We start from the raw sequence: 25597 nt of genomic DNA, 5'->3' as shown, positions 1-25597 counted from the left end.
GATGACGGAATGGCTGCAGTCCCCCGCTCCCCCGAAGACCGTCAGAGGCAAATCCTCGAGGTGGCAGTACAGATGCTGCGGACCGAGCCTTTCGACCAACTGTCGATGGATCGCGTCTCAGCCGAGGCCGGTGTCTCGCCGCCACTGCTGTTCCACTACTTCAAGAACAAGAAGGGTTTCCAGAACGCCATCCTCGAGGCCGCCTCGGCCGATCTCGAAGATCGAATGCGACCGGATCCCGAGCTACCCATCACGTCCCAGCTGCGCTCAGGTATCGAGACATTCGTCGACGCCGTTATCGAGCACCCCACCATTTACCTCGCCGTGATGCGTATGGCCGGCAGTGGCGACGTTCGAATGCGCACGATCTACCGAGGCATGCGCCGCACTTTCACCACGTGGATCGTCGCTGCGCTGACGAATCTAGGCATCGAATCGAACGCGACCGTGGAGGCGACAATCGCCGGGTGGCAGGCATTCATGGAGGAAATCGTCGTCAACTGGATCGACGAGCCGACGCTCGAGCGAGGCGAAATGGTCGACCTTTGCGAACGAATCTTCTACCACTGCCTACCGGCAGCGGGCATCAGCGTGGAGCAAATAGTGGCAGCCACCGTTGCCGCGACGGCCAGTGAGTCCGGCGCAACACAACTGTGATCTTCGTGCCGGGGTTTCACAGGTGGTCACGATTGGGTATCTTGCTTGCAGTGGCACTGGACCACGACCCCAACACATGAAGGATCCAACATGGAGTCTGTCGAAAACGTATTGCCCGAGGGTGTCAAGCTCGAAGACGTCTTGAGTGTCCTCAAGGTCGCAGTTGCGGGCATCGGCCTCATCAGCGCACTTTCGGCATTCAGCTGATCGCAAAGCGTCATCGACAGGCCGGACTTCGGGGAGTCCGGCCTGTTTTTTGTTTACGTTCCTGAACAATCCGTGAACTTTTCAGCAACTTCAGCGCAAAGCGGTCATTTCGACCCAAACAAGCGTCCAGTTTGCTAACTTGTGTCTGCGACACAAGGTCGTACAGAAACACCACGCAGACACAACCTTGTACATACAAACCTGTACATACGACACGGAGGACCGAAACATGGGTTCCATCAACACCCTCAGCGCCGTCATCGACATCATCAAGGTCGTCCAGCCGTTGATCGCCAAGCTCAACCTCAGCTGATTCGCTTGGACCACACCCCTGCCAGGGCGTAACTCGAAATGGGGCCGACATCGTCGGCCCCATTTTCCGTAGGTGCCCTATCTCAGCCGAGTGCCTTCTTGATCTCTCCTGCCAGTACCGACGCCAGCTGCGGCGGCACCGCATTGCCGATCATCGTGCGCACCGCTCCCCACTTACCCTCGAAGACGTAGTCGTCGGGAAAGGTCTGGAGGCGAGCAGCTTCTCGAACGGTCAACGATCGCGTGTGTTTCGGATGCACGTTGCGTGAAGCCGAGATCATCCCGAAAGTGGTTCCGACCGTGGACGCCGGCTCGTCCCACCGGAGGCGCTTGTACGTCGTGTTGTATCCGGACGACGGTCGCATGGCCGGATCTTCGTTGTCGTGAGCCGACATTCCTTCCGGTACATCACGCAGCCACCGCAAGACGTGCTCGGGATGTTCGACGGCCCAGTGCAGCGGGTCCGTCTCGCAGGCCTGCCCGGATTCCAGCGGGGCCAGATCGACGGTGGCGTCGCGGAAAGTCCTCAGCGGCGCAACATCATTCACGCCGTGAGTCTTCGGCGGGAAACGCAGCGGCCCGATACCACTGTCGCGGCGGGTCGCCACGATGAACACTCGTTCCCGGAACTGCGGGACGCCGTAATCCTGCGCATTGACCGTGTTGACCGACGCGTCGTAACCGCATGCAGCCATCTCGCCGAGAATCCGGTCGACGACCATCCCACCGTCCGGGTCTTTCATGCTCAGCAGCAGCCGAACATTTTCCATCACCACGACCTTCGGCCTCACCAGATCGGCGAGCTCGAGTAGGTTCCGGAAGAGATGGTTACGCGGATCGTCGCGGTCTCGCCGGCCGGCGAGACTGAAACCCTGACACGGCGGCCCCCCGGCCAACACATCGATATTCACCTGTGCCAGAAGATCTTTCACCCGGGCTTCGTCGATCGCCCGGATGTCCTCACCGAGGCACTTCGCGCCGGGGAAGTTCCGATCGAAGGTCGCGCGCGCCTCCGGCACGACTTCGATGTATCCCTCCACCGAAAACCCCGCCATCCGAAAGCCTTCGGCCATACCGCCACAACCGGAGAACGCCGTCAATACGGTGGGGCCACCGTTTCCTGCCCCCGCGACCGCACGCCTGGCCACCGAGGCGGGGTCGTTGACCGGTGTCGCTCGACGCGCACGGGTACTACCGCTCGATCGCTTCCGGGGGGCCGCGTACGTGCCCTCACGCTTGGCTGCTTCCAACGCGGAGAGGGCCGTGAGGACTGCTCGCTCAACCGGTGGCTTCGGATATGCCTTGTCGAGTTCCCACGCGGAGACGACTGCTGACGAGACTCCCGCCTGGCGGGCGAACTGGAACTGACTGATCCCCACGTGCAAGCGCCGCGATCGCAGGTCCTGTCCCGAAATCAATTCAGTGCCTCACTCATGTGGTCCGCTCGCTCCGGCAGCCCAGACTATCGCAGCCGACCCCGCGAACCGGGACCACACAAGAGAGACCGGCAGGCGATATGCCTGCCGGTCTCCGACACGAGCGGATGACGGGACTCGAACCCGTGTGAACGGCTTTGCAGGCCGGTGCCTAGCCACTCAGCCACACCCGCGTCAGTGAGTAACTCTGCCCTGAGTGACGATCTCGAACCACAGTTCCGCTCAGCATGATTCGAGTGCGTTCTCGCCAAGCGTTCCAGTCTCTGGGAAAAGTGCGGGCCTTTCGGGAACAAATCGGTCAGTCTCGATGCTGACTCCCTCGGTGGGCGCAGGTCATTCGATTGCGGCCCGAATTTCGCCCGAACGACCGAGCAGTTCGCCAGACCCAGACAACCCAGAAGGTTTCATGAGTGCCGAGAACACCGCCATCGCCCCGCTTGTGAAGGCAGCCCCGCCCGTGAAGGCAGCCCCGCTGGAAACGAGCAGTATCGACCGTAAGCCGAGCGTCGGGAAGATTCTTGCCCTCGGTTCCATGACTGCACTCGGGCCCTTCACCATCGACATGTACCTGCCCGCGCTGCCGGATATCGGTGCCGATCTCGGGGTCTCGTCGTCAACGGTTCAGCTGACCATCACCGGAACTCTCATCGGCCTCGCACTCGGCCAGCTGTTGGTCGGGCCGCTCTCGGACACTCTCGGCCGCAAAAAGCCGCTGCTTGCCGGAATCGGCGTCCATATCCTGGCTTCGCTGCTGGCGGTCTTCGCACCGAGCATCGCGGTCCTCGGCATCCTGCGGGTTTTCCAGGGCATGGGCGCGGCGGCCGCGGCAGTGGTGACCATGGCGATCGTCCGCGACCTCTACAGCGGTAACACCGTTGCCGTTGTGATGAGCCGGCTGATGCTCGTGCTCGGCGTTGCGCCGATCCTGGCGCCCAGCATCGGTGGCGCCCTCCTCGTCGCCCTCGACTGGCGCGGGATCTTCGTCGTACTGGCACTGATCGGCGTCGGCACAGCGATGATCGGTGCGTTCGGACTGTCCGAAACATTGCCGAAGGAAAAGCGTCGCCCGAGCGGATTGACGTCGGTTCTCCGTACCTACGGTTCGCTGCTCGGCGACCGCACGTTCATGGTCCTCACGCTCGTCTCCAGCGTCGGCATGGCGTCGTTGTTCGCGTATGTCTCCGGCGCGTCGTTTGTCTATCAGGATCAGTACGGCCTCAATCAGCAGGAGTTCGCACTGCTCTTCAGTGCGGGCGCTATCGCGTTGATCGGCGCTTCGCAGGTCAACGTTCGACTGCTCGATCGCTGGACTCCTCAGCAGATCACCAAGTGGGCCCTCGTGGCTGCGGTTGTCTCCGGGGCCGTCGTCATTGCTGTCGCGGTCCTGGAACTCGGCGGACTCGCCGGATTCGTGATCGCACTGTGGGTCATGGCCGGCGCCATCGGGTTCGTTCTGCCCAACGCCCCGGCACTGGCCCTCGCTCGTCACGGCGAAGCGGCCGGTACTGCCGCGGCAATGCTCGGTGCATTCCAGTTCGGCGTCGGTGCGGCCATCGCGCCGGCAGTCGGTCTACTGGGAAACACGAGCACAGCCCTGGCCGTCACGATGACGGCGTGTGTGTCGCTCGGTCTGATCGCTCTTCTGGCTACGACCCGAAAGAGTGAATCGGTCTAACCGGCAGCGGAGAACCACTCGCTGTAGAAGGTGGCAAGTCCCAGGACGCACGAGATCGCGACGAAGATCCAGAATCTTGCGATCACGACGGTTTCCGGCCAACCGAGTAACTCGAAGTGATGATGGATCGGGGCCATCTTGAATACGCGTCGACCGGACGATCGGAAGACCAGAACCTGGATGATCACCGACAGGATCTCAGCGACGAACAGGGCGCCGATGATGACCATCAGCAGCTCGGTGTGCGTCGTGACGGACAGGCCGACAACCAGGCCGCCGAGTGCCAAGGAGCCGGTGTCGCCCATGAAGATCTGAGCCGGGGCGGCATTCCACCAGAGGAAGCCGAGGCACGCCCCGCCTGCGGCGGCAGCGACGATCGCTAGATCGAGAGGGTCACGAACGTCGTAGCAACCGGCGGCAGGCTCGAGGACACACGAGTTCCGGTACTGCCAACCGGCGATGACGACGTAGGTCCCCAGGATCATGCCCATCGAACCGGCCGCGAGACCGTCGAGGCCGTCGGTGAAATTGACGGCGTTGGACCAGGCGAACACCAGAATGCAGAAGAAGACCACAAAGCCGATGGCACCCATGGAGAACACCGAGATGTCACGAACATGGGACAGGTACTGGCTTCCGGGAGTGACTCCGTTGTTGTTGGAGAACTGCAGGAACAAAATGCCGAAGATGATGGCACTCGCCAGCTGACCGACGGTCTTCGCTGTCTTGTTGAGCCCGAGATTGCGCTTCTTACGGATCTTGATGAAGTCGTCGAGAAAGCCGACGATTCCCAGTGACGTGGCGAGCGCGAGAACCAGCCAACCGGATGCAGACAGCCGCGGTAGCCGCGAGCCGAAACCGATGATGTGTGCCGCCAGGTAGCCCGCCCACATGCCTGCGATGATCGCGATGCCGCCCATCGACGGGGTGCCGCGCTTGCCCTGATGACTCTGCGGACCCTCGATCCGAATCTCGTGCCCGAGCCCCTGCCGCGAAAGCACACGAATGAGAAACGGAGTCAGGAAGAGCGCGACGAACAACGAGACGCCACCCGCTACGAGGATTGAAATCACCCGTGGGACTCTACAGACGTAAGCGGCTGCGACACACAATCAGACAACGCACCCGACCGCTTCGCAGCATGGGATGATCGAACCTATGTCTCCCCCCGCGCCGCTCCCCCTCGACCCCATCGAAGAGGCGCATCGTCAGTGGACGGAGCACGGGTGGAGCGACGTCGCCGACGGTATGGCTGCGGTCACGTCGGTGATGCGTGCGCAGCAGATCATGATGGCGCGGGTCGAAGAGGTACTCAAGCCGCTCGGGTTGACCTTCGCTCGCTACGAACTGCTGACGCTTCTCACCTTCACCAGGTCGGGCGCACTCCCGATGGCCAAGGCGAGCGCCCGACTCCAGGTTCACCCCACCAGCGTCACCAATGCCGTCGACCGTTTGGAGAAAGCGGAGTTGGTCAGGCGGGTCCCGCATCCCAGCGATCGCCGTGCAACGCTCATCGAGATCTCGGACGCCGGTCGCGCACTGGCCCTCGAAGCGACCGAAATGCTCAACAGCAAGGTGTTCGCTCACCCCGGACTCCAGCAGGACAAGCTCGAGCAATTGGTGACGATCCTCACTGAACTTCGCAAGACTGCGGGTGACTTCGACACCGGCGGCGCACCGACCAAGTGGTGAACCGACCACCCGTACACACAAACAAACTGCCCTCACACTCTCGACGAGTGTGAGGGCAGTTTCAGCGCTGTTGAAATTCAGCGGTGCTTGAATTCTGCCGACCGCTTCTCCACGAACGCGGTCATGCCTTCCTTCTGATCCTCCGTCGCGAAGGTCGAGTGGAACACCCGACGCTCGAAGCGGACGCCCTCGGCGAGGGTGGTCTCGAAGGAGCGGTTGACTGCTTCCTTGGCCATCATCGCAATCGGCAGCGACATCTCGGCGATGGTGGTTGCGGTCTTCAAGGCATCGTCGAGCAGATCGGCGGCCGGAACGATCCGGGCAACCAGGCCTGCACGTTCGGCTTCTTCTGCGTCCATGTTGCGGCCGGTGAGGCACAGCTCCATGGCCTTGGCCTTGCCCACGGCGCGCGTAAGGCGCTGCGAGCCACCGATACCCGGAATGACACCGAGCTTGATCTCGGGCTGGCCGAACTTCGCGGTATCCGAAGCGATGATGAAATCGCAGAGCATCGCAAGCTCGCAGCCACCACCGAGCGCGTATCCGGAGACGGCGGCGATCAGCGGCTTACGAGCTGCTGCGACGCGATCCCACGGGGTGAAGAAATCCTCGACGTATGCGTCCATGTACGTCTTGGACTGCATTTCCTTGATGTCGGCACCGGCGGCGAAGGCGCGCTCGGAACCGGTGATCAGGATGGCTCCGATGCCGTTGTCCGCTTCGAGGTCGGCAACCGCGGCGACGACCTCGTTCATCAGCTCGGAGTTCAGCGCGTTGAGAGCCTTCGGGCGGTTGAGCGTGATGACGCCGACGCGACCCTTACGCTCGAGGATGATGGTGTTGAAGTCGGTCACTACTGTCCTTCGGTCGAACGGTCACGGATGTCGTTGATGATGGCAGAGAAGTCCTGACCGCCACCGCCCGCGGCATGGAAGCGACTGTAGAGTTCGGCGGCCTTGAGTCCGATCTCTGCATCGACGCCGTTGTTGCGCAACGCATTTGCTGCCAGACCCAGGTCCTTGTCCATCAGTGCAACAGCAAAGCCGGGCTGGTAGTCGTTGTTGGCCGGGCTGGTGGGCACAGGTCCCGGAACCGGGCAGTTGGTGGTCAGTGCCCAGCACTGTCCCGAGGCGTTGGACGCCACGTCGAATAGCGCCTGGTTGCTCAGGCCGAGCTTTTCGCCCAACACGAACGCCTCGCTGATCGCGATCATCGAAATGCCGAGGATCATGTTGTTGCAGATCTTGGCTGCCTGGCCGACACCGGCGTCGCCGCAGTGAACGACCTTGCGGCCCATCACGTCCAGCAACGGTGACGCGGCTTGGAAGTCAGCCTCGGAACCGCCGACCATGAATGCCAGCGTGCCTGCGGTAGCTCCGACGACTCCACCGGAGACCGGTGCGTCGACGCTGCGGTGACCGGCTGCTTCGGCCTTGTCGTGCGCCTCGCGGGCGTCGGCAACGTCGATGGTGGAACAGTCGATGAACAGCGTGCCCGGTGTTGCCACCGGCAGCAGCTCTTCGTACAGACCCAGAACGTGCTTACCGCTCGGCAGCATCGTGATCACGACGTCGGCACCGCGAACGGCGTCGACCGCCGAATCCGCCACCGATGCACCGTCTTTGACTGCCTGCTCCAGCGCCGCAGGTGCCAGGTCGAAACCGACGACCTTGTGTCCGGCCTTGACGAGATTGGCCGCCATCGGGCCACCCATGTGACCGAGTCCGATAAATCCAATGGTGCTCATTAGTGATGCTCCTTCGGCGGTGATCAGTTGCCTTGCGGTTGAGGGGCGAGTCCGAGCTCGTTGTCGCCCAGCGGGGCGAAGTAGGCGTCGACGGATTCTGCCGTGACGTCGTCGAGAGTTGCCGGCAACCACTTCGGGTTTCGGTCCTTCTCCACGACCTGGGCGCGAATGCCCTCGACCAGATCGTGTGAGGCGAGCGCAGCGGTCGAGACCCGGAACTCCTCGTTGAGGACTTCTTCCAAGCTTGCTGCTTCCTTGGCATGCCGCAGAGATCGCAGGGTCACCGACAGTGCAATCGGGGACTTGCCGAGAATCTGCTCCGCTGCCTTCTCCGCTTCGGGGATTCCACTTGCGCGAAGACGCTCGACGATGGTGGATACGTCGTCGGCGGAGTACGCGGCGTCGATCCAGCTCTGCTGGGCCAACAGTTCCGACACCGGAGCCGGCTCCGCGTACTGCGCCACGGCGTCGGCAACCGAAGACGACGCGAGTGCGGCGATGAACGTCTCGATGTTCTCCGACGGGATGAAGTGGTCAGCGAAACCTGCTGCGATGGCATCGCCGGCGCTCAGTCGCGCCGTGGTGAGCGCGATGTGCGTCCCGAGTTCACCGGGAGCACGCGAGAGCAGGTAAGTTCCGCCCACGTCTGGAATGAAACCGATTCCGGTCTCGGGCATTCCGATCATCGAGCGCTCGGTCACGATGCGAATGTCGCCGTGTGCGGACACTCCGACGCCACCGCCCATGACGATCCCGTCCATGATCGCGACGTACGGCTTCGGGTAGTTCGCGATCTCGGAGTTGAGGATGTACTCCTCACGCCAGAAGTCGAGCGAACCGGTCTTGCCGTCCTTGGCGTCATGGTAGATCGAGACGATGTCGCCGCCGGCGCACAGACCACGCTCGCCGGCGCCCGTGAGTACGACTGCCTTGACGTCGTCGTCGGACTTCCATTCCTCGAGGGCCTTGGCCATCGCCTTGACCATCGAGTGGTTGAGGGCATTGATCGCCTTGGGACGGTTGAGAGTGATGAGCCCCAGCCCGTCACGCTTTTCGATCAATACCTCGAGCTCGTCGCTCATGCTGCTCCCTGCTTTCCCTGACCTGATGCGACCACGCTGCGGGCGATGACCACCCTCATGATCTCGTTGCTGCCTTCGAGGATCTGATGAACCCGAAGATCGCGGACGATCTTCTCGATCCCGTACTCAGCAAGATAGCCGTACCCGCCGTGAAGCTGGAGGGCCTTGTTGGCTACGTCGAATCCGGTGTCGGTGGCAAAGCGCTTGGCCATCGCACACAACTCCACGACGTCGGACGCACCGTCTTCGAGTGCGGCAGCGGCGCGCCACAGCAACGTCCTGGCCGCTTCGAGTTCGGTACGCATGTCGGCGAGCTGGAACTGCAGGGCCTGCGACTCGATCAGTGCCGAACCGAAAGCTTTGCGGTCCACCAGATATGCGACTGCCTTCTCCAGCGCTGCCTGGGCCCCACCGACCGAACAGGCGGCGATGTTCAGCCGGCCGCCGTTGAGACCTTTCATGGCGATGCGGAATCCGCTGCCCTCTTCACCGAGCATATTGGCGGCAGGAACTCGCACGTCTTCGAAGATCACCTGACGGGTGGGCTGCGCGTTCCAGCCCATCTTGATCTCGTTGGCACCGAACGACAGTCCGGGCGAATCCTTGGGCACGATGAACGCCGAGATCCCCTTGGCACCGGCAGATCCGGTGCGTGCCATCACGACGTACACGTCGGAAGTGCCTGCGCCGGAAATGAACTGCTTGACGCCATTGAGGATGTAGTCGTCGCCGTCACGAACGGCCTTGGTGCTCAGGCCCGCAGCATCGGAGCCAGCGCCGGGTTCGGTGAGGCAGTAGCTGCCCAGTTGATCCATCGAGCAGAGTCCGGGAACCCACTTGTGGCGCTGTTCGTCGTTGCCGAACTGGTCGATCATCCACGTGACCATGTTGTGGATGGAGATGTACGCGGCGATCGACGGATCGCCCTTGGCCAGCTCTTCGAAGATCCGGGCAGCGTCGACGCGACTCAGCTCACTGCCACCCACGTCTTCACGAATGTAGATACCGCCCATTCCCAGGGACGCCGCCTTACGGAGGACGTCCACCGGGAAATGCTTGGTCTGATCCCACTCCACTGCGTTGGGCGCCAGATGCTCGGCCGCGAAGTCGCGGGCAGTGTCACGAATCGCCCGCTCGTCATCGGTCAGAGTAAACATGGAAAGTGTTCCGATCAGTTCATCGTGGGGATGACGAAGTGGTTGGTCTCTTCCTTCTTGCCGGAAGGCCAGCGCTGCGTCACGGTCTTGGTCTTGGTGTAGAAGCGGAAGGAGTCGGGACCGTGCTGGTTCAGGTCACCGAATCCGGAGCGCTTCCAGCCACCGAAGGTGTGGTACGCGATCGGGACCGGGATCGGCACGTTCACGCCGACCATGCCGACGTTGACGCGAGCGGTGAAGTCACGCGCGGTGTCGCCGTCGCGGGTGAAGATGGAGACGCCGTTGCCGTACTCGTGTTCGGTCGGAAGACGCAGTGCCTCTTCGTAATCGGCAGCGCGGACCACCTGAAGGACGGGTCCGAAGATCTCTTCCTTGTAGATGCGCATGTCCGAGGTGACGTTGTCGAACAGGGTTGCGCCGGCGAAGAACCCACCTTCGTGGCCTTCGAGGGTGAAGCCGCGGCCGTCGACGACTGCCGTTGCGCCCTCGTCGATGCCGATCTGCACGTAGTTGTTGACGCGGTCGAGGGCATCCTGGCAAACGAGCGGTCCGAAATCGACGCCTTCGTCGTCACTGCGACCGATCTTGAGCTTCGCGACGCGCTCCTTCAGCTTCGCGACAAGAGCGTCCGCGGTCTCCTCGCCGACGGGAACGGCAACCGAGATGGCCATGCAACGCTCGCCGGCGCTGCCGTAGCCCGCACCGATCAGGGCGTCGGCAACCTCGTCGAGGTCGGCGTCCGGCATGACGATCGCGTGGTTCTTGGCGCCACCGAAGCACTGTGCGCGCTTGCCGTGAGCTGCGGCCGTCTCGTAGATGTACTGGGCGATCGGCGTGGAGCCGACGAAGCCGACAGCCTTGATGCGATCGTCGGTGAGCAGGACGTCGACAACTTCCTTGTCACCGTTGACCACGTTGAACACACCTGCGGGCAGTCCGGCCTCGAGGAACAGTTCAGCCAGGCGCAGCGGGACGGAGGGGTCACGCTCGGAGGGCTTGAGAATGAAGGCGTTACCGGCGGCGAGGGCGGGGCCGGCCTTCCACAGCGGGATCATCGCGGGGAAGTTGAAGGGCGTGATGCCTGCAACGACGCCGAGCGGCTGGCGCATGGAGTACACGTCGATGCCGGTGCCGGCACTCTCGGTGAATTCGCCCTTGAGCAGGTGCGGAGCGCCGACGGCGAACTCGATGACCTCGAGGCCACGCTGGATGTCACCCTTGGCGTCGGCGACGGTCTTGCCGTGCTCGGACGAGAGGAGGCGGGCCAGAGAATCCATCTCGGCCTGGGCGAGCTGCAGGAACTTCATCAGCACGCGGGCACGCTTCTGCGGGTTGAACGCTGCCCACACCTGCTGCGCCTCTTCGGCATTGGCGATGATGGCTTCGGTCTCGGCCTTGCTCGCGAGGGGAACGCGGGCCTGCACCTTGCCGGTGTTGGGATCGAACACGTCCGCAAATCGATCAGATGTCCCGGGAACACGCTTGCCACCGACGAAGTGCGTCAACTCGTGAACCGTCGCATTTTCAACCATTGTGCTAACCCGTTCCTTGCTCGTATGGACCGCCCAGGAGGCAGCAGTGAATATGTCTACCATCCTATAGTTGGATGTCCATGTATGTCTAGAGCCCAAGGGCTGTGCGCCTTTATTAACCGCGGGGGGTTAATAAAGGCGCACAGCGCGGAGCGCGGCTGCCGCTTCCTGCGCGACTACTGCATCGGTGACGTCGTATCCGTCCGATCCCCCACCAGGTCCGCCGGAAACTGCGACAACCTTGCGTGCCGAGAGATGCACCGCATCGACGCCGACGGCAGCGATTGCCGGGATGTCGTCGACGGTTATTCCGCCACCGGCCATGATCTGGATCCGGCCCGCGGCATGTTCGACCATTCGACCGATCTCGTCGAGTCCCTCATTGCAAGTGTCCGCACCCCCGGACGTCAGCACGCGGGTCACGCCCAGGTCGATCAGTTCGTCCAGCGCGGTCAGACGGTCGGTCACCACGTCCATCGCACGATGTACTGTCACCTCGACCCGCGCACGGTCCACGCATCCGATGATGCGGCGCAGCACGACGGTGTCGATCGAATAATCTTCTGTCAGCGCGCCGATCACGATGCCGGAAGCTCCACCGGCCACAGCAGCATGTACGTCGTGCTCCATCACCCACACTTCGTCGGGTGAGAACACAAAACCTCCGGCGCGCGGACGGATCAGCGGGTGAACCGCGATCCCCACTTCCGACGCAGCCTCGATCACTCCGATGCTGGGCGTCAATCCCCCCGTCGGGCCGAGTGCCGCACACAACTCGACTCGAGTCGCTCCCACCGAACGCGCGATCCTCGCCCCCCGCACGTCCTGCACTGCCAGCTCCAGAACCGTCATGTCAGAAGGGCTGCCACGACGGCTTGTGTTCGAGCGCATACCGGTAGTAGTCGGCAAGTTTGAGTGAACTGGCCGCAGCTTCGTCGATGACGACGGTGACATGGCGATGCAATTGCATCACCGAAGCCGGGCAGAAAGCAGACAACGGACCTTCGACGGCAGCGGCGATCGCATCAGCCTTGCCTTCTCCGGTCGCGATCATCACCAGATGCCTTGCATCGCTGATGGTTCCGAGGCCCTGGGTGAGCACGTGATGTGGGACGTCGTCCACACCGTCGAAGAAGCGTGCGTTGTCGATCCGGGTCTGCTCGGTCAGCGTCTTCACGCGAGTTCTCGAGGTCAACGACGATCCGGGCTCGTTGAAGCCGATGTGGCCGTCGGTACCGATGCCGAGCAACTGCACGTCCACTCCCCCGGCCGCCGCGATGCTCTGGTCGTACCGGGCGATCTCCTGCTCCGGGCACGGCGCTTCACCGTTGGGACTGGACACCATCGCGGGATCCAGGTTGACGTGATCGACGAACTCCGACCGAATCACCGAGTAGTACGACTGCGGATGGCGTTTCGGCAATCCCAGGTACTCGTCGAGCAGGAATGCCCGAGCCAGCGAGAAGTCGAGTTCGGCGTCGCGATGCCTCGCTGCCAGTTCACGATAGGTTCCGATCGGCGACGACCCCGTTGCGAGACCGAGCGTCGTCGCCCCGGCTCTGACGTAGCCTTCGACGATGTCCGCGACGGTCGAGTCGACCTCCGCGGGTGTCGGCTGAATTACGATTTCCATGATTTTTCCTTTCCGGCGGCTTTTCCGCCGAGTAGTACACGCCCCAGGCGCAATTGACGATCGGTGACCACGATGTCGGCTCGGCAGCCCACGGCCAGCGATCCGATCAGGTCGCCAAGTCCCAGCAGACGCGCTGGGCTCCGAGTTGCCGCTGCGACAGCATCTTCCAGCGCGACGCCGCCGCCGAAGACGGTGCTGCGCAGGACGTCGAGCAACCTCGCGGTCCCTCCGGCGATCGCGCCGACCGAGCCGTCGGTCGTCGCGAGCCGTGCGACGCCCGCCTGTACGGTGACGTCGAGCGCACCGAGTTGGTAGTCGCCGTCGTCCATTCCCGCCGCGGCCATCGAATCACTGACCAAGGCGATCTGGTCCGGTCCGACAGCGTCGAAGACCATCGACACGGTCTCGGGCGCAAGATGCACACCGTCTGCGATCAGTTCCACCACCATCTCGCCTCTCGCGGCAGCCGCCAGGCACGCCGCGACGGGACCCGGAGATCGATGGTGCAGGGGCGGCATCCCGTTGAAGAGGTGGGTCGCGCTGATCTGTCCGGCCCAATCCCCGTGCACCGCAGCATCGATGCGCGCCGACGTCGTTGCCGCGTCGGCATCGGTGTGACCGAAACTCGGCACGATGTTGCGATGACGCATGATCGCGAGCAACTCTTCGAAATTCTCGGTCTCGGGCGCCAAGGTCATGGACCGCACGGTCCCCCGCGCAGCGTCACACACGGCTTCGAGCAGATCCGGATCACCGGGAATGATCGCTGCCGGATCCTGGGCACCGCAGCGGACGCCGTTGATGAACGGCCCCTCGAGGTGGATACCCAGAAGTTCTCCGCGTTCGACCAGATCGGCGAGCATCGTTGCTTGTCGCACCAGATCTGCGCGCGGTGCGGAGACCAGGCTGGCCAGCATTCCGGTCGTGCCGTGCTCACAATGGTGCGCCGCCGCGCGGCTCGCTCCATCGGCGTCGGTGTTCGGGAAACCAGCACCCGCGGCGCCGTGGCTGTGGACATCGATCAAGCCGGGCATGATCACCGTGTCGGTGCGTTCCGGAATGACGACGACGGGTGCGGAAGCCACGTAGTCCGCAGCCGAGCCGACCCAACTGATCTTTTCGCCGTCCACGACGACGACTCCGTCGTGAATCTTCCCGGCCGGAGATCCGATCACCGTTCCCCGCAATACGATCGGATCGCCGACAGCAGCAGCCGAGCCTGATGTACTCATGCCGACTCGCGAATCCGCGCGACGGCCGCTCTACCCTCGATCGGGTTTCGCGCGCCCCGCGCCGCCGCGGCCATGTCCTTGCACACCGCCAGATCGAGAGAGGCCAGTTGCGCGCGAACTGCGCCCAATGCCGGGACCGACATCGACAGACTCGTCACGCCCAAACCGACCAGAACCGGAGCCAACAGCGGGTCAGACGCGGATTCTCCGCACACACCAACAGGTTTTCCGGCATCGGCGCCCGCCTGACCGACCATCGCGATCAGATCGAGGACCGCCGGCTGCCACGGATCGAGCAGTTGCGCCAGGCCTCCGGCCATACGATCCACGGCGCAGGTGTACTGGCTCAGATCATTGGTACCGATACTGACAAAATCGAGGTGCTCGAGGATATCCTTCGCCCGCAACGCTGCAGCTGGAACCTCGATCATCGCTCCGACCTTGCCGATCCCCCGCGAACGCGCAAGTTCTGCAAAGTCTTTCGCCTCGTCGGCCGTAGCTACCATCGGCGCCATGACCCACAGATCGGCACCCGTCGCATTGCCTGCCGCCGCGAGGGCGTCGAGCTGGCTGATGAGCGTGTCGGGATAAACCGTGCCGACACGGAGCCCGCGGATACCAAGGGCCGGATTCTCCTCGACCCCGAGATCGAGAAACGGCAACGGCTTGTCCGAACCCGAATCGAGAGTGCGGACCACCACCTTCTGTCCGGCGAAGTGCCCGAGCACCGACGCGTACGTCTGTGCTTGCTCCTCCACCGACGGCGCGTCGTGACGCCCGAGATACGAGAATTCGGTACGGAACAGTCCGACGCCCTCGCAATCCGCCGCTCCGGCCCGCGCGGCGTCCTCGAGGGTTCCGATGTTGGCCGACAACCTCACCGCGAACCCGTCACGCGTGCGTCCTGGACCCTGTGCCGAAGCCGACTGCTCTGCCACGAACGATGCTTCGAGGACAGCGCGCTCGCGCATTTCTGCCGGGGGATCGATGGTGACCGTCCCGGTGGTGCCGTCGAGGATGAGAAGTTTTCCCTCCGCCAGCAGATCGGTTCCCGAGCAGTTGACCACGGCCGGGATTCCGAGCGACTTCGCCAAGATTGCGGTGTGGCTGGTCGGACCTCCTTCGGCAGTCAACAATCCGACCACGTCACTGGTGCCCAACGTCGCTGTATCCGCCGGAGCGAGGTCGCGCGCCACCAGGATGTACGGATGACCGGGAGCGGGGATTCCGGGCATCGGTTCCCCGCGAAGAACGGCCACGGCTCGCTGCCCGAGATCGCGCAAATCCGTTGCCCGCTCGGCCATGTACCCACCGAGCGCCGTGAGCTTTTCACAGAATGCGTCGAAGGCAACTGCGACGGCGTGTGCGGTCGGCAGCCCCGATTCCAGGTTCGCCTTGGCCGCCTTCACGATGCCCGCGTCGCGCGCCATCGCAGCCGACGTCGTCAGGATCTCCGCGGAGACGCCCTCGACTGTCTTTGCACGCGAGAGCAGTTCCTCCGCGACGGCGTCCAGTGCCTCACGGATCCTGATCAGCTCCGCCTCGGGACTGCCCGTGATCGGGTCCGCCGCCGAGGTTGGCTCAGGCGTGGAGAATCGCAACCACGGCGCGCAGACCGAACCCGCGCTCACTCCGATACCCGCGATGCGGTTGTCCACACTCGCCGTCATCAGGCTTCGTCCAGTTCGGATGCGAGAAGCTCTGCGAGCGAACCGACCGCAGCGTCGGCGCCGTCACCGTCAGCACGCAAGGTCACCGAATCCCCGAATGCTGCACCGAGAGTCATGACAGACAACATGCTGGAGGCATCGACGGGTTCGCCGTCGCCGAGCGCGATGGTGACGTCTACCGGTAGATCGGCTGCGGCGCGCGCGAAGAGCGCTGCGGGTCGTGCGTGGAGTCCGACGCGGGATCCGATTGTCGTGGTTGCGATCGCCATGTTCAGCGTCCTTCCAGTTCCTTGTCGAGCTTGTTTTCCAGTTCGGCGACGAGCGGGGCGTCGGTGCGGCTGTCACCTTCGGCAGCCAGTGCCAGTTCGGCCTCGAGCAGCGCTGGGTCGGGCTCACCTGCGGCCACCTCGACCTCTTCTTCTCGTCCTGGCGTGCGCAGATTCCACTTCTTGATGACGAAGCTGAAAAGGAAGTAGTAGATCACGGCGTAGCCGAGTCCGATCGGGATCAACATCCATGCGTTGGTTGCCTTGCCGAAGTTCAACACGTAGTCGAAGAAGCCTGCGGAGAACGTGAATCCGTCGTGAATCCCGAGCGCATTGACCAAGGCCATCGACGTTCCGGTCAGGAGCGAGTGGATGACGTACAGGGGCCACGCGACGAACATGAAGGAGAATTCGAGCGGCTCGGTGATACCGGTGAGGAATGCGGTCAGGCCGGTGGAGAGCATGATGCCGCCGACGAGCTTCTTCTGAGAAGGCTTGGCGTTGCGCCAGATTGCGAAGGCTGCAGCGGGGAGGGCGAACATCATGATCGGGAAGAAGCCGGTCATGAACGTACCGGCGGAGGGGTCGCCGGCGAAGAACCGGTTGAGGTCACCGCGAACGATCTGACCGCTCGCGTCCTGGTAGTCGCCGATCAGAAACCACACGGCGGAGTTCAAGATGTGGTGCAGGCCCGTGGGGATCAGGAGGCGGTTCGCTGCGCCGTAAATGCCGCCGCCCACAACGGTATTGGAAGCAACTGCTTCACCGACCCAGTTGAGGCCGGAGTTGAACAAGGGGTACACGAATGCCATCAGGACACCGACCACAAGACCGGTGATCGCTGTCAGGATGGGAACGAGCCTGCGCCCGTTGAAGAACCCGAGATAATCGGGAAGCTTCGTTCGATAGAACCGCTGCCACAAGATCGCCGACAGCAAGCCCATCACGATACCGGCGAGCACACCGTAGTTGATCAGGGATTGATCCCCGTTCGGGTCGGTCTTCCCTTCGAGGACGATCGGCGACATCGCCTTGAACACGCCGTCGATCACCATGTAGCCGACGACGGCTGCCAAGGCAGTCGATCCGTCGGCCTTCTTGGCCCAGCCGATCGCGATACCGACGGCGAAGATCAGCGGCAGCCACGTGAAGACTGCTTGTCCTGCCGCAGAGATCACTGCAGCAGCACTGTGCATCGAACTGAATCGCCCAAGCAGGTCGTCCTGGCCGAGGCGGAGCAAGATTCCCGCAGCCGGCAGAACGGCGATCGGAAGCATCAAGCTTCGGCCGAGGCGTTGAACCCCGGCGAACACTTTCGATTCCTTCTTCGGGGTGTCTTCGAGAGTCATCAAGGACCTTCTTCGTTCGCCGGGCCGCGTCGCGATCGGCCGCTGGTTCTGGAAATTCGGGTGTCGTACACGTGCAGGTTTCGTGAAAATGCAGGTCACGGTTCTTGCTCGGAAGTGAGGCCGAAACCGTTTTGTCGAAACTGTTGTGGAGCCGGACTTCCAACGGGTACTGTCCGGTCATAACCAGTTGTAGTTTTACCTGGTGGAGGCGAGTTGTCAACACCCAAATGTGACATACGTAACCGGGATAGCCTTGACCAGCAACTAGTCAGCCCACCTGTACGACCGTTCAACGATCACGACCAACCCGACAATCAGGAGCAGCAAATGTCGAAAGCGGAAGCAATCATCAAGGGCCTCGGCGGCGCAGAGAACATCGTCGAGATCGAGGCTTGCATCACCCGCCTGCGTACCGAGGTCAAGGACGGAGCGAAGGTGAACGAGTCCGCTCTCAAGGCTGCCGGCGCACACGGCGTGCTCAAAGCCGGAACGGTTGTCCAGGTCATCGTCGGGCCCGAGGCCGACACCCTTGCCGAGGACATCGAGGACATCCTGTGACGGTCGTCCTCGCCCCGCTGCCCGGCCGGGTCGTCGCACTCGCGGACGTCCCGGACCCGGTGTTCGCTCAGCAGATGGTCGGCTCGGGCGTCGCGATCGAACCCGCCCGCGGTCAAGGCCCGCTCACGGTCGTGGCGCCGATCAGCGGAAAGATCCTGAAACTGCACCCCCACGCGTTTGTGATCTTCGGCGAGAAGGCCACCGGCGTGCTGGTCCATATCGGCATCGACACGGTCAAGCTGGAAGGCGACGGATTCACGCTCATCGCCGCCGAGGGTGACACCGTCGATGCGGGTGATCCCGTTGTCAGCTTCGATCCAGCGCACATCGACACGACCGGCTACTCGGCGATCTGCCCGGTTGTCGTAATGGATTCCAAACCGGACACCGTCGAATCCCCTTCCGTCGGTAGGGACGTCACCACTGGCGACACTCTGTTCGACTGGTCGGCGTAGCGCAAAGGGCGAGCACACCGGAAGGTGTGCTCGCCCTTTCGCTTCGAACGATGACTATTGGTCGCCGCGCGTTTTGGGCCGCGCTTGGCCCTGGACTTCCATCTGCAACTGGTAGCGGTCGGATCGGTACCAACTGCGAGTGTGCTCGACCGGTGCGATCTCGCTGAACGACACTCGATCGAAGTACAGAACCGGAGCGCCTTTACGAGTGCCCAGGAGAGTCGCGATCTCCGTACTGGCACCATCTGCACTGACTGTCTGCTCTGCCCGATCGATCGGCTTGTCGTACTTGTCGGCGGTTGCCCGATAGATCGAACCCGTCAAGTCCATGTCGAGTAAACCCGGCAACAGTTCGGGATTGAACCAGCCGTCGTCCACGCTCACCGGCTCGCCGTCGGCAAGGCGCAAGCGCTTGACGTGGTAACCGTCGGAACCCGGTCGCATATTCAGTGCGGCAGCAGTGTTTTCGGGGACCGGCCCCTGTTCGCTGACCAGGACCACCGTCGTGGGGTGATGCCCCTGGGCGCGCATTTCCTCGGTGAAGGATGCAAGGTGCAGCTTGGATTGGACAGCACGGTGCGCAACGAAGGTTCCCTTGCCACGCACGCGAACGAGGTGTCCGTCATTGACCAGTTGCCCGATTGCCTCGCGAACCGTGATCCGACTGACGCCGTAGTCCTGCATCAGGTTTCGCTCGCTGGTCATCAAGTCGCCAGGCTGGAGCTCTTGGGTGCACTTGCGCAGGAGAATGGTGCGCAACTGCTCGTGTTTGGGTATTGCGCTGTCGCGCAAATGAACGGGCATCACAGCGACTGTCCCTCCGAGAAATGAATAGTCGTCTATTCGCCGACGACAACGACCTGAAATCGCAGGCAGGTCCCGACCGGACCGGTCCAATTAACGATACTGGAATTTACGACAGGAAACTAGCACCAGTCCGGAGTTGTCCGATTTCAACCGTCCAACCGTCGGTAGATGGACCGTATTTCGTCCAAGGCGACGTTCTGCTGAGCCATGTCCAATCCCAATGCCGCAACCGCCTCGCGCAACCGCCTGATATCCAGATCGTCGATCGCCGCGCGAAAAGGCACCTTCGGTAGCGCAGGGAGGGCAGCCGCGATTCCGAACCAATTCTCGACGTCCACCGAAACAGTCAACTCGTCTTCTACTCCCCCGATCAACTGCTCCAGGTCGACCCCGCGAAGTCTCAGCAACCTGAGCGGATCGGTGTCGATTCGCTCCGCGGTCAAGAACGCCACGGCCGCAGCGTGTTTGCACGGCCAGCCGACATCGGGGCAGGTGCAGTCGAATCGGAAAGCCGACGGGCCGTCCGGTATCAGTTGGGCAGCAAGCATGTCCGGGACAGTGCCGGACACCAGCGCGGCAAGGCTTCCCGGCACTCGGCGGATCTTGGTGATGATGTCGTCGATATCCGATTGATCAAGAGTGTCGATCGACAGCGTGGAAACGAAAGGTTGAAGTTGGCTGCCCTGAACCTCGGCCGTCACCACTCCCGGTTCGATGTCGAGCGCCAAAACCTGACCCGAACGCGCATACGTTCGCCCACGCGTGACACGAGGTTTGTCGCCGATCTCTTCGACGACGCGGACAAAAGCCTTGCCCCAGAACGTTCTCCCGAAGGCTGGACGAGGCTTGACCGGCGCGGGTGCTCGCCGTCGGGAGCCGGTGTACTCGCTGAAATCGGGGCCCTTGCCGCGCGGACTCATTCGCCCACCGCGTCGTCGCCGAGTCGCAACAACTCGTCCAATTGCTCGACGCTCATCTCCGTCACCCAGTTCTCACCGGTCCCGACTGCAAGTTCGGCGAGTTCACTTTTACTCGCGATCATCGTGTCGATTCGCTCTTCCAAGGTTCCGACGCACACCATCTTGCGTACCTGAACGTTCTTTCTCTGACCGATGCGGAAGACACGGTCCGTCGCCTGGTTCTCTACCGCCGGGTTCCACCATCTGTCGAGGTGAACCACATGGTTGGCCGCCGTGAGATTCAGACCCGTGCCGCCGGCCTTGAGCGAGAGCACCATGATGGGCGGGCCGCCTTCACCTTGGAATGCCTCGACCATGGCGTCGCGCCCGGCTTTCGACACTCCGCCGTGGAGAAACGGAACTTCGGTGGTGAACCGGTCGGCCAGGTACGGCACCACCAATTCGCCGAACTCACGAAACTGTGTGAACAACAGAACCTTCTCGTCGTCGCCGATGACCGACTCGACGATGTCCTCGACCAGTCCGAGCTTTCCCGAACGGTGTTGCCCGCGGCGCATCACCGGCGAACCGTCGCGCAGGAAGTGCGCGGGATGATTGCACACCTGTTTGAGTTTGGTCAGCGCAGACAGGACGGCGCCCTTGCGCTTCATCCCTTCCGTCCCCTTGATCTGCGCCATCATCTCGTCCACCACGGCGCGGTACAACGCGGCCTGCTCTTCGCTGAGATTCGCTCGAACCGTCATCTCCAACTTCTCCGGGAGATCCGCGATCACGGCGGGATCGGTCTTCACGCGCCGCAGCACAAAGGGGGACGTGACGGCTCGCAGTCGCGAGACGGCAAGCTGATCTTTTTCCCGCTCGATCGGTACGACAAACCTTTTGCGGAACATCTGCTCCGAGCCGAGTACACCGCGATTGGCAAAATCGAGGATTGACCGCAGCTCGTCCAGTCGGTTCTCCACCGGCGTTCCGGTCAGAGCAACGCGATGATCCGCGGGGATGCTGCGAGCAGCGCGGGCCTGAGATGTCTTGGCGTTCTTGATGTGTTGAGCTTCGTCGAGCACTACGCGCCGCCAGTCGAGATCCTTGAGCGCCGCGACGTCGCGGGTCATGAGCGCGTAGGTGGTGATCACCAGATCGCTCTCACGAACTGCCTGTTCCAACTCCGCCCCGGTAGCGCGATCCGAACCGTGATGAACGTAGACGCGCAAGCTCGGTACAAATCGCGCCGCTTCACGCTGCCAGTTTCCCACGACCGACATCGGGCACACCAAAAGTGTTGCTGTCTTGGACTTCTCGTGCGCAAGTAACGCCAACAGTTGCAGCGTCTTACCCAGACCCATGTCGTCGGCCAGAACGGCGCCGAGCCCGAGGGCACTCATGTACGCCAACCAGTCGAGACCGCGTCGTTGATACGGACGCAAAGTCGCGTTGACCGTCGACGGTACCGCGACCTGCCGCGGAGCCACCGACTGGTCGAGCAGTGCCGAGGCCCATCCGGTTGCTTTCACTTCATCGACCGGCAGGTCTTTGAGGTCGTCGGCGATCAAGTCCTTGATCAGATCGACGATCGCTCGGTCCCCGCTCGAGTGCCGCTGACTGACAAAACGAGCCGCGCGGGCCAGGACGTCTTTGTCCGCCTGAACCCACTCGCCGCGCAACTGGACCAGATCGGACTTCGCATCGACGAGTCGGGTCATTTCCTCGGCGGTGAGTACCTTGTCTCCGAGCGCCAATTCCCAATCGTATTCCAGCAATTGGTCCATACCGACCGTACGATTCTCCGCAACGATCGGAGATGCTGCCGAGGTCACGCGCACACGCAGGGATGGAGACACCACGTTCCATGCGCGAGGAAGCAGCAGCGTGATCCCTCGCTCTCGCAGGACAATCGCGCCGTGTCCGACCAGGTCCATCACGACAGGTGTGGGCAGCAACAGGTCGAGGCTGTCCTCGTCACGCGGCACGTCGCGAAAACGTGGGTAAGCCTTGATTGCGTCTTCGAGCTTGCGGCTGCCGAGCTGGATACGTTTGGGATCTGCCCGGTGCAGTCGAACACGTTCGGGCGCTTCACCTTCAGGACGCAAACACACTTGCAGACGCCACAGCGCATCGTCGTCGGGATCGGAATTGTCGTCGAGTTCAGGCTCGATCAGCCGCAGAACCAAGTCCGGCTCTCCGGCGGTGAACGTCGACCCCCATTCGGCGAGTCCCTCGGCCGCTCGTACCGACACGTCGTCGAAAGCGTCCCCGGACAACACGGCCTGCCACAGCGGGGTCTGCACCACCGGATGTGAGTCCCCGAGAGCACGACGAACGATCGGGTCCGTGAGTTCGTTCGTGATGTCTTCGATCGTCGCCCTCGGCGAACCGACCGCCCGCTGCACCGGCGGCATCGCCACGACCAGTTCGCCGATCCAGGCGCGCTGGCGTTCCCCCACCGACAACTGCCAGCGTGGCCACCAACTTCCTTCAGCCCGCGTCAGTGCGGGGACCACCCGTCCGGCGCGCACCCACCGGTCTATTCCTCGCGCCACATGTACGAGAAAGTGCAGGTCTCCCGCAATTCGCTGATCGTCGGCCTTGAACCGCAGCAGGAGATCGACTGCGTCCGGCGGCGCCAACGCAACAGCTGCGTACTCACTCTGCAAAGGCCCGCCAGGTACGGGCGGCATAGCGACATTCACACGATGACGGAACTTGCGATGCAGGACAGCACTGACCGGATCACGGGGATCGTCGGTCCCGGCACCCTCGTGCCCGTCGACCCACAGTTTGAGCCCCGATCCCGGTGACCAGAGTCCATGCAGCATCCGACCATCCAATCAGGTGCCACCGACACCACTTCCCGCCTACCGGGCAATAGGCTGGCAGGCATGACGACGGCATACGGCTTCACCGAGTACGGCGGACCCGACACACAGTCCTACTTCGACGTCACCTTGCCCCCGCCCGGTGCCGGCCAACTGCTGGTGTCGGTCCGAGCGGCGGGCGTCAACCCCGCTGACTGGAAAGTTCGCGCGGGTACTCGAAAAGATACTGTCCCGGTGACGCTGCCTGCGGTTCTGGGCCGCGAAGTGTCCGGTGTTGTCATCGGAGTAGGTCCGCGGGTCACCGAGTTCGAGGTCGGCGACGAAGTGTTCGGCGCTACCGCGACCGGCTTCGGCGGCTACGCCGCGTCGACATTGCTCAACGTCTCCTCGACAGCACACAAGCCGCCTACCGTGTCCTGGGCCGATGCCGCAGTGCTGACGGTTGCGGCAGGAACGGCCTACGACGCACTCCACGATCTCGGTCTGAAACCCGGGGCGACACTCCTGCTGCTCGGCGCCGGCGGCGGCGTTGGTCGCAGCACGATCGCGCTTGCTCTGGCGCGGAGTATCAACGTGATCGGTGTCGCGAGCGAGTCCAAGAGAACCGCGATCGAGGAAGCGGGAGCACGTTGGGTTGCGTCGGGGGACGGCTTCGCAGACGACGTGTCCGCGTTGTCCCCAGTCGGAGTGGACGCGGTTTTCGACCTGGTCGGCGGGGACACTCTCACTCGCGGCGCTGAGCTCGCCCGACCGGACGCACCGATCCTGAGCATCGCCGATCCTCTGGCGGCGAGCCGACTCGGCGGCGGTGGTGTCGAACGCCGAAGAACGACAGCAGTATTCACGGAGATCGCGGCGCTCGTGGCCGACGGGATCCTCGACCCGTCCGTGTCCGGGCGGTACCCATTCTCCCGCGCTGGGGAAGCGCTCGCTGCAGTCGAAGACGGCCATGCCGCCGGCAAAGTGGTGATCGAGTTTGGCTGATTCCTGTCGGCCCCCGATGGTTCAATCACCGTCTACGACGGACGGCGTTGAATCACCGTCTACGACGGACGGGGGCACAGGTGGTTGCACGGTTATTTGCGATCCTGTCGACGCTCGCGCTCGTATGTCTCGTCGCGTCCTGCGGATGGTTCGGGGACGAGCGTCTCGAGTCGGCCCCTGGCAGCCCCACGCGATCGGAACTGGAAGAGTTGCTGTCCCGGACAGCGATTGTCGACACCCGACCACATCCGGGTGGATACCAGCGCGGCTGCGGTAACGGCGAGGCCCCGTTGACTGAACTAAATGCCGAATGGTGCAGGTCTGAAGGGGTGGGGTCGATGTGGGTCGGTAGCTTGCGGACATGAGCGAAGGGGAAAGTTCGAGAGATCTGTCGGGGCTTGTGGTGGCCCGAGTGGGTCGGTTGATAGCGACAGGTCAGGCGGCGGAGCCTTACGTCTTGCAGGGCAGCGACGATGAACGAGTGGAGTCCGTCGAGGTGTTCTTCCGGGAGCTGATCGCTTCCGGGAGGTCGGTGGCGACGGTGCGTTCATACGGTATGGATCTGCTCAGATGGTGGCGGTTCCTTCACGCTGTGGACGTGGCGTGGGATCGTGCCGATCGGGTCGATGCGCGCGATTTCAGTTGTTGGATCCAGTTGACGGCGAAGGCACGACAAGGATCAGTGGTGCCGGCCAGCGCCGAGGCGGCTGCTACTGCTGCGGCATCGCCGAATCCTGTCACCGGCAAACCGGCTCTGGGGGCCGGGTACTCGCCGGCGACAGTGGCGCACAGTGAGACGGTGCTGCGAAGTTTCTACGATTTTCATCGGGACGCAGGTACTGGCCCGCTCCTGAATCCGTTCCCTCTCGATCTCTCTCGCCGGTCGAGACGGGCTCATGCGCACCACAATCCGATGGATCATTGGGCACCTGAGCGTGTGGGACGCTACCGGCCTCGGGTCTCGCAGCGGATTCCCCGAGCGATTCCCGAGGATCTGTTCGATAAGTTGTTCGCGGCATTGTCGTCGGATCGGGACCGGGCGTTGGTGGCGTTCTGGATTTCGTCGGGGGTGCGAGCGTCGGAGTTGTTGGGAGTCCGCGAGTGCGATGTCGACCCGGGGCAGCAGTTGATTACTGTGGTGCGCAAGGGAACACGTGCGGTGGAGCAGGTACCCGCGTCGGCGGACGCGTTCGTCTGGTTGCGGTTGTATCAGGAGCAGGTGTGGGGCGAGGTGCCACTCGGACGGACGCAACCGTTGTGGTGGACACTGCGGAAACCTCGCCGCCCGTTGAATTACCATGCGGCGCATCGGATGTTCGAGCGTGCGAACGCCACTCTCGGTTCGGATTGGACTCTGCACGACTTACGTCACAGTGCAGCGAGGCGGATGGCCAACGACCCGCACTTGTCCTT

The 25597-nt window shown here is 62.9% G+C and carries 24 protein-coding genes and 1 tRNA gene; 8 read left to right on the top strand and 17 right to left on the bottom strand.

Annotated elements, in window-relative coordinates:
- The first annotated feature begins 9 nt into the window (after positions 1-9).
- Positions 10-657 (top strand): TetR/AcrR family transcriptional regulator, encoded by a 648-nt coding sequence (locus tag PCS43_RS30635; protein ID WP_209909214.1) that lies wholly within the window; start codon positions 10-12, stop codon positions 655-657.
- Between the two features lie 394 nt (positions 658-1051).
- A complete protein-coding gene (locus tag PCS43_RS30630; RefSeq protein ID WP_255246884.1) occupies positions 1052-1177 on the top strand; it encodes a hypothetical protein in 126 nt (41 codons plus the stop codon).
- A gap of 82 nt (positions 1178-1259) precedes the next feature.
- On the opposite strand, the gene dcm is transcribed toward PCS43_RS30630, so the two are convergent.
- Both dcm and PCS43_RS30620 read right to left on the bottom strand, forming a co-directional pair.
- Entirely contained in the window at positions 1260-2555 is a 1296-nt protein-coding gene (dcm, locus tag PCS43_RS30625) for a DNA (cytosine-5-)-methyltransferase (RefSeq protein ID WP_063316884.1), read from the bottom strand.
- A 159-nt stretch (positions 2556-2714) separates the two neighbouring features.
- Positions 2715-2785, bottom strand: a tRNA-Cys gene (locus PCS43_RS30620).
- A 233-nt stretch (positions 2786-3018) separates the two neighbouring features.
- Between PCS43_RS30620 and PCS43_RS30615 the strand changes: the two genes are divergently transcribed.
- Positions 3019-4287: a multidrug effflux MFS transporter gene (locus PCS43_RS30615; protein ID WP_042445586.1), complete on the top strand. Its 1269-nt coding sequence runs from the start codon at positions 3019-3021 to the stop codon at positions 4285-4287.
- Here the strand turns inward: PCS43_RS30615 and mraY are convergent.
- Positions 4284-5360: a phospho-N-acetylmuramoyl-pentapeptide-transferase gene (gene mraY, locus PCS43_RS30610; RefSeq protein WP_003941316.1), complete on the bottom strand. Its 1077-nt coding sequence runs from the start codon at positions 5358-5360 to the stop codon at positions 4284-4286. The genes PCS43_RS30615 and mraY overlap by 4 nt on opposite strands.
- 85 nt (positions 5361-5445) lie before the next feature.
- Between mraY and PCS43_RS30605 the strand changes: the two genes are divergently transcribed.
- Positions 5446-5979 (top strand): MarR family winged helix-turn-helix transcriptional regulator, encoded by a 534-nt coding sequence (locus PCS43_RS30605; protein WP_054825961.1) that lies wholly within the window; start codon positions 5446-5448, stop codon positions 5977-5979.
- A gap of 77 nt (positions 5980-6056) precedes the next feature.
- On the opposite strand, the gene PCS43_RS30600 is transcribed toward PCS43_RS30605, so the two are convergent.
- From PCS43_RS30600 to PCS43_RS30550, 11 genes are all read right to left on the bottom strand, one after another.
- Complete coding sequence (locus tag PCS43_RS30600) at positions 6057-6833, bottom strand: enoyl-CoA hydratase (RefSeq protein ID WP_003941374.1); 777 nt, start codon at positions 6831-6833, stop codon at positions 6057-6059.
- Complete coding sequence (mmsB, locus tag PCS43_RS30595; RefSeq protein WP_003941308.1) at positions 6833-7726, bottom strand: 3-hydroxyisobutyrate dehydrogenase; 894 nt, start codon at positions 7724-7726, stop codon at positions 6833-6835. The genes PCS43_RS30600 and mmsB overlap by 1 nt, the downstream gene beginning before the upstream one ends.
- 23 nt (positions 7727-7749) lie before the next feature.
- On the bottom strand, positions 7750-8808 hold the full coding sequence (locus PCS43_RS30590) for an enoyl-CoA hydratase/isomerase family protein (RefSeq protein ID WP_042923165.1): 1059 nt from the start codon (positions 8806-8808) through the stop codon (positions 7750-7752).
- A complete protein-coding gene (locus PCS43_RS30585; RefSeq protein WP_064075262.1) occupies positions 8805-9965 on the bottom strand; it encodes an isobutyryl-CoA dehydrogenase in 1161 nt (386 codons plus the stop codon). The genes PCS43_RS30590 and PCS43_RS30585 overlap by 4 nt, the downstream gene beginning before the upstream one ends.
- Positions 9966-9979: 14 nt before the next feature.
- Positions 9980-11497, bottom strand: coding sequence for a CoA-acylating methylmalonate-semialdehyde dehydrogenase (locus tag PCS43_RS30580; RefSeq protein WP_003941275.1), 1518 nt, complete (start codon positions 11495-11497; stop codon positions 9980-9982).
- 129 nt (positions 11498-11626) lie between these two features.
- Positions 11627-12349 (bottom strand): copper homeostasis protein CutC, encoded by a 723-nt coding sequence (locus PCS43_RS30575; protein ID WP_209909215.1) that lies wholly within the window; start codon positions 12347-12349, stop codon positions 11627-11629.
- 1 nt (position 12350) lies between these two features.
- Positions 12351-13130 (bottom strand): glucosamine-6-phosphate deaminase, encoded by a 780-nt coding sequence (nagB, locus tag PCS43_RS30570; RefSeq protein WP_070160849.1) that lies wholly within the window; start codon positions 13128-13130, stop codon positions 12351-12353.
- Positions 13118-14362 (bottom strand): N-acetylglucosamine-6-phosphate deacetylase, encoded by a 1245-nt coding sequence (locus PCS43_RS30565; RefSeq protein ID WP_070160847.1) that lies wholly within the window; start codon positions 14360-14362, stop codon positions 13118-13120. Before PCS43_RS30565 ends, nagB begins: the two co-directional genes overlap by 13 nt.
- Positions 14359-16032: a phosphoenolpyruvate--protein phosphotransferase gene (gene ptsP / locus PCS43_RS30560; protein ID WP_209909216.1), complete on the bottom strand. Its 1674-nt coding sequence runs from the start codon at positions 16030-16032 to the stop codon at positions 14359-14361. The genes PCS43_RS30565 and ptsP overlap by 4 nt, the downstream gene beginning before the upstream one ends.
- The gene (locus PCS43_RS30555) at positions 16032-16301 is read right to left on the bottom strand and encodes an HPr family phosphocarrier protein (RefSeq protein ID WP_003941322.1); all 270 of its coding nucleotides are present in this window, start codon (positions 16299-16301) and stop codon (positions 16032-16034) included. The genes ptsP and PCS43_RS30555 overlap by 1 nt, the downstream gene beginning before the upstream one ends.
- 2 nt (positions 16302-16303) lie before the next feature.
- On the bottom strand, positions 16304-17647 hold the full coding sequence (locus tag PCS43_RS30550) for a PTS transporter subunit EIIC (protein ID WP_003941307.1): 1344 nt from the start codon (positions 17645-17647) through the stop codon (positions 16304-16306).
- Between the two features lie 327 nt (positions 17648-17974).
- Here PCS43_RS30550 and PCS43_RS30545 point away from each other — a divergent pair, with 327 nt between their 5' ends.
- Both PCS43_RS30545 and PCS43_RS30540 read left to right on the top strand, forming a co-directional pair.
- A complete protein-coding gene (locus tag PCS43_RS30545) occupies positions 17975-18205 on the top strand; it encodes a glucose PTS transporter subunit EIIB (RefSeq protein WP_003941324.1) in 231 nt (76 codons plus the stop codon).
- Positions 18202-18660, top strand: a complete 459-nt coding sequence (locus tag PCS43_RS30540) for a PTS sugar transporter subunit IIA (protein ID WP_209909217.1) — start codon at positions 18202-18204, stop codon at positions 18658-18660. Before PCS43_RS30545 ends, PCS43_RS30540 begins: the two co-directional genes overlap by 4 nt.
- Before the next feature lie 54 nt (positions 18661-18714).
- Here PCS43_RS30540 and PCS43_RS30535 read toward each other — a convergent pair whose 3' ends face one another.
- From PCS43_RS30535 to PCS43_RS30525, 3 genes are all read right to left on the bottom strand, one after another.
- Positions 18715-19464 (bottom strand): GntR family transcriptional regulator, encoded by a 750-nt coding sequence (locus PCS43_RS30535; RefSeq protein ID WP_007726130.1) that lies wholly within the window; start codon positions 19462-19464, stop codon positions 18715-18717.
- A gap of 149 nt (positions 19465-19613) precedes the next feature.
- Complete coding sequence (locus PCS43_RS30530) at positions 19614-20387, bottom strand: SWIM zinc finger family protein (protein WP_042445325.1); 774 nt, start codon at positions 20385-20387, stop codon at positions 19614-19616.
- Complete coding sequence (locus tag PCS43_RS30525) at positions 20384-23200, bottom strand: DEAD/DEAH box helicase (RefSeq protein WP_042445328.1); 2817 nt, start codon at positions 23198-23200, stop codon at positions 20384-20386. Before PCS43_RS30525 ends, PCS43_RS30530 begins: the two co-directional genes overlap by 4 nt.
- A 63-nt stretch (positions 23201-23263) precedes the next feature.
- Here PCS43_RS30525 and PCS43_RS30520 point away from each other — a divergent pair, with 63 nt between their 5' ends.
- Together PCS43_RS30520 and PCS43_RS30510 are read left to right on the top strand one after the other, a co-directional pair.
- Positions 23264-24184 (top strand): NADP-dependent oxidoreductase, encoded by a 921-nt coding sequence (locus PCS43_RS30520; RefSeq protein ID WP_042445331.1) that lies wholly within the window; start codon positions 23264-23266, stop codon positions 24182-24184.
- A gap of 361 nt (positions 24185-24545) precedes the next feature.
- Positions 24546-25597, top strand: a 1052-nt coding sequence (locus PCS43_RS30510) for a tyrosine-type recombinase/integrase (protein ID WP_270923165.1), incomplete at its 3' end; no start/stop codon positions are given.

The sequence above is a fragment of the Rhodococcus sp. C-2 genome (genome assembly GCF_027854095.1).
Lineage (GTDB): Bacteria > Actinomycetota > Actinomycetes > Mycobacteriales > Mycobacteriaceae > Rhodococcus_F > Rhodococcus_F qingshengii.
This window is presented reverse-complemented; position numbering and strand designations above follow the sequence as displayed.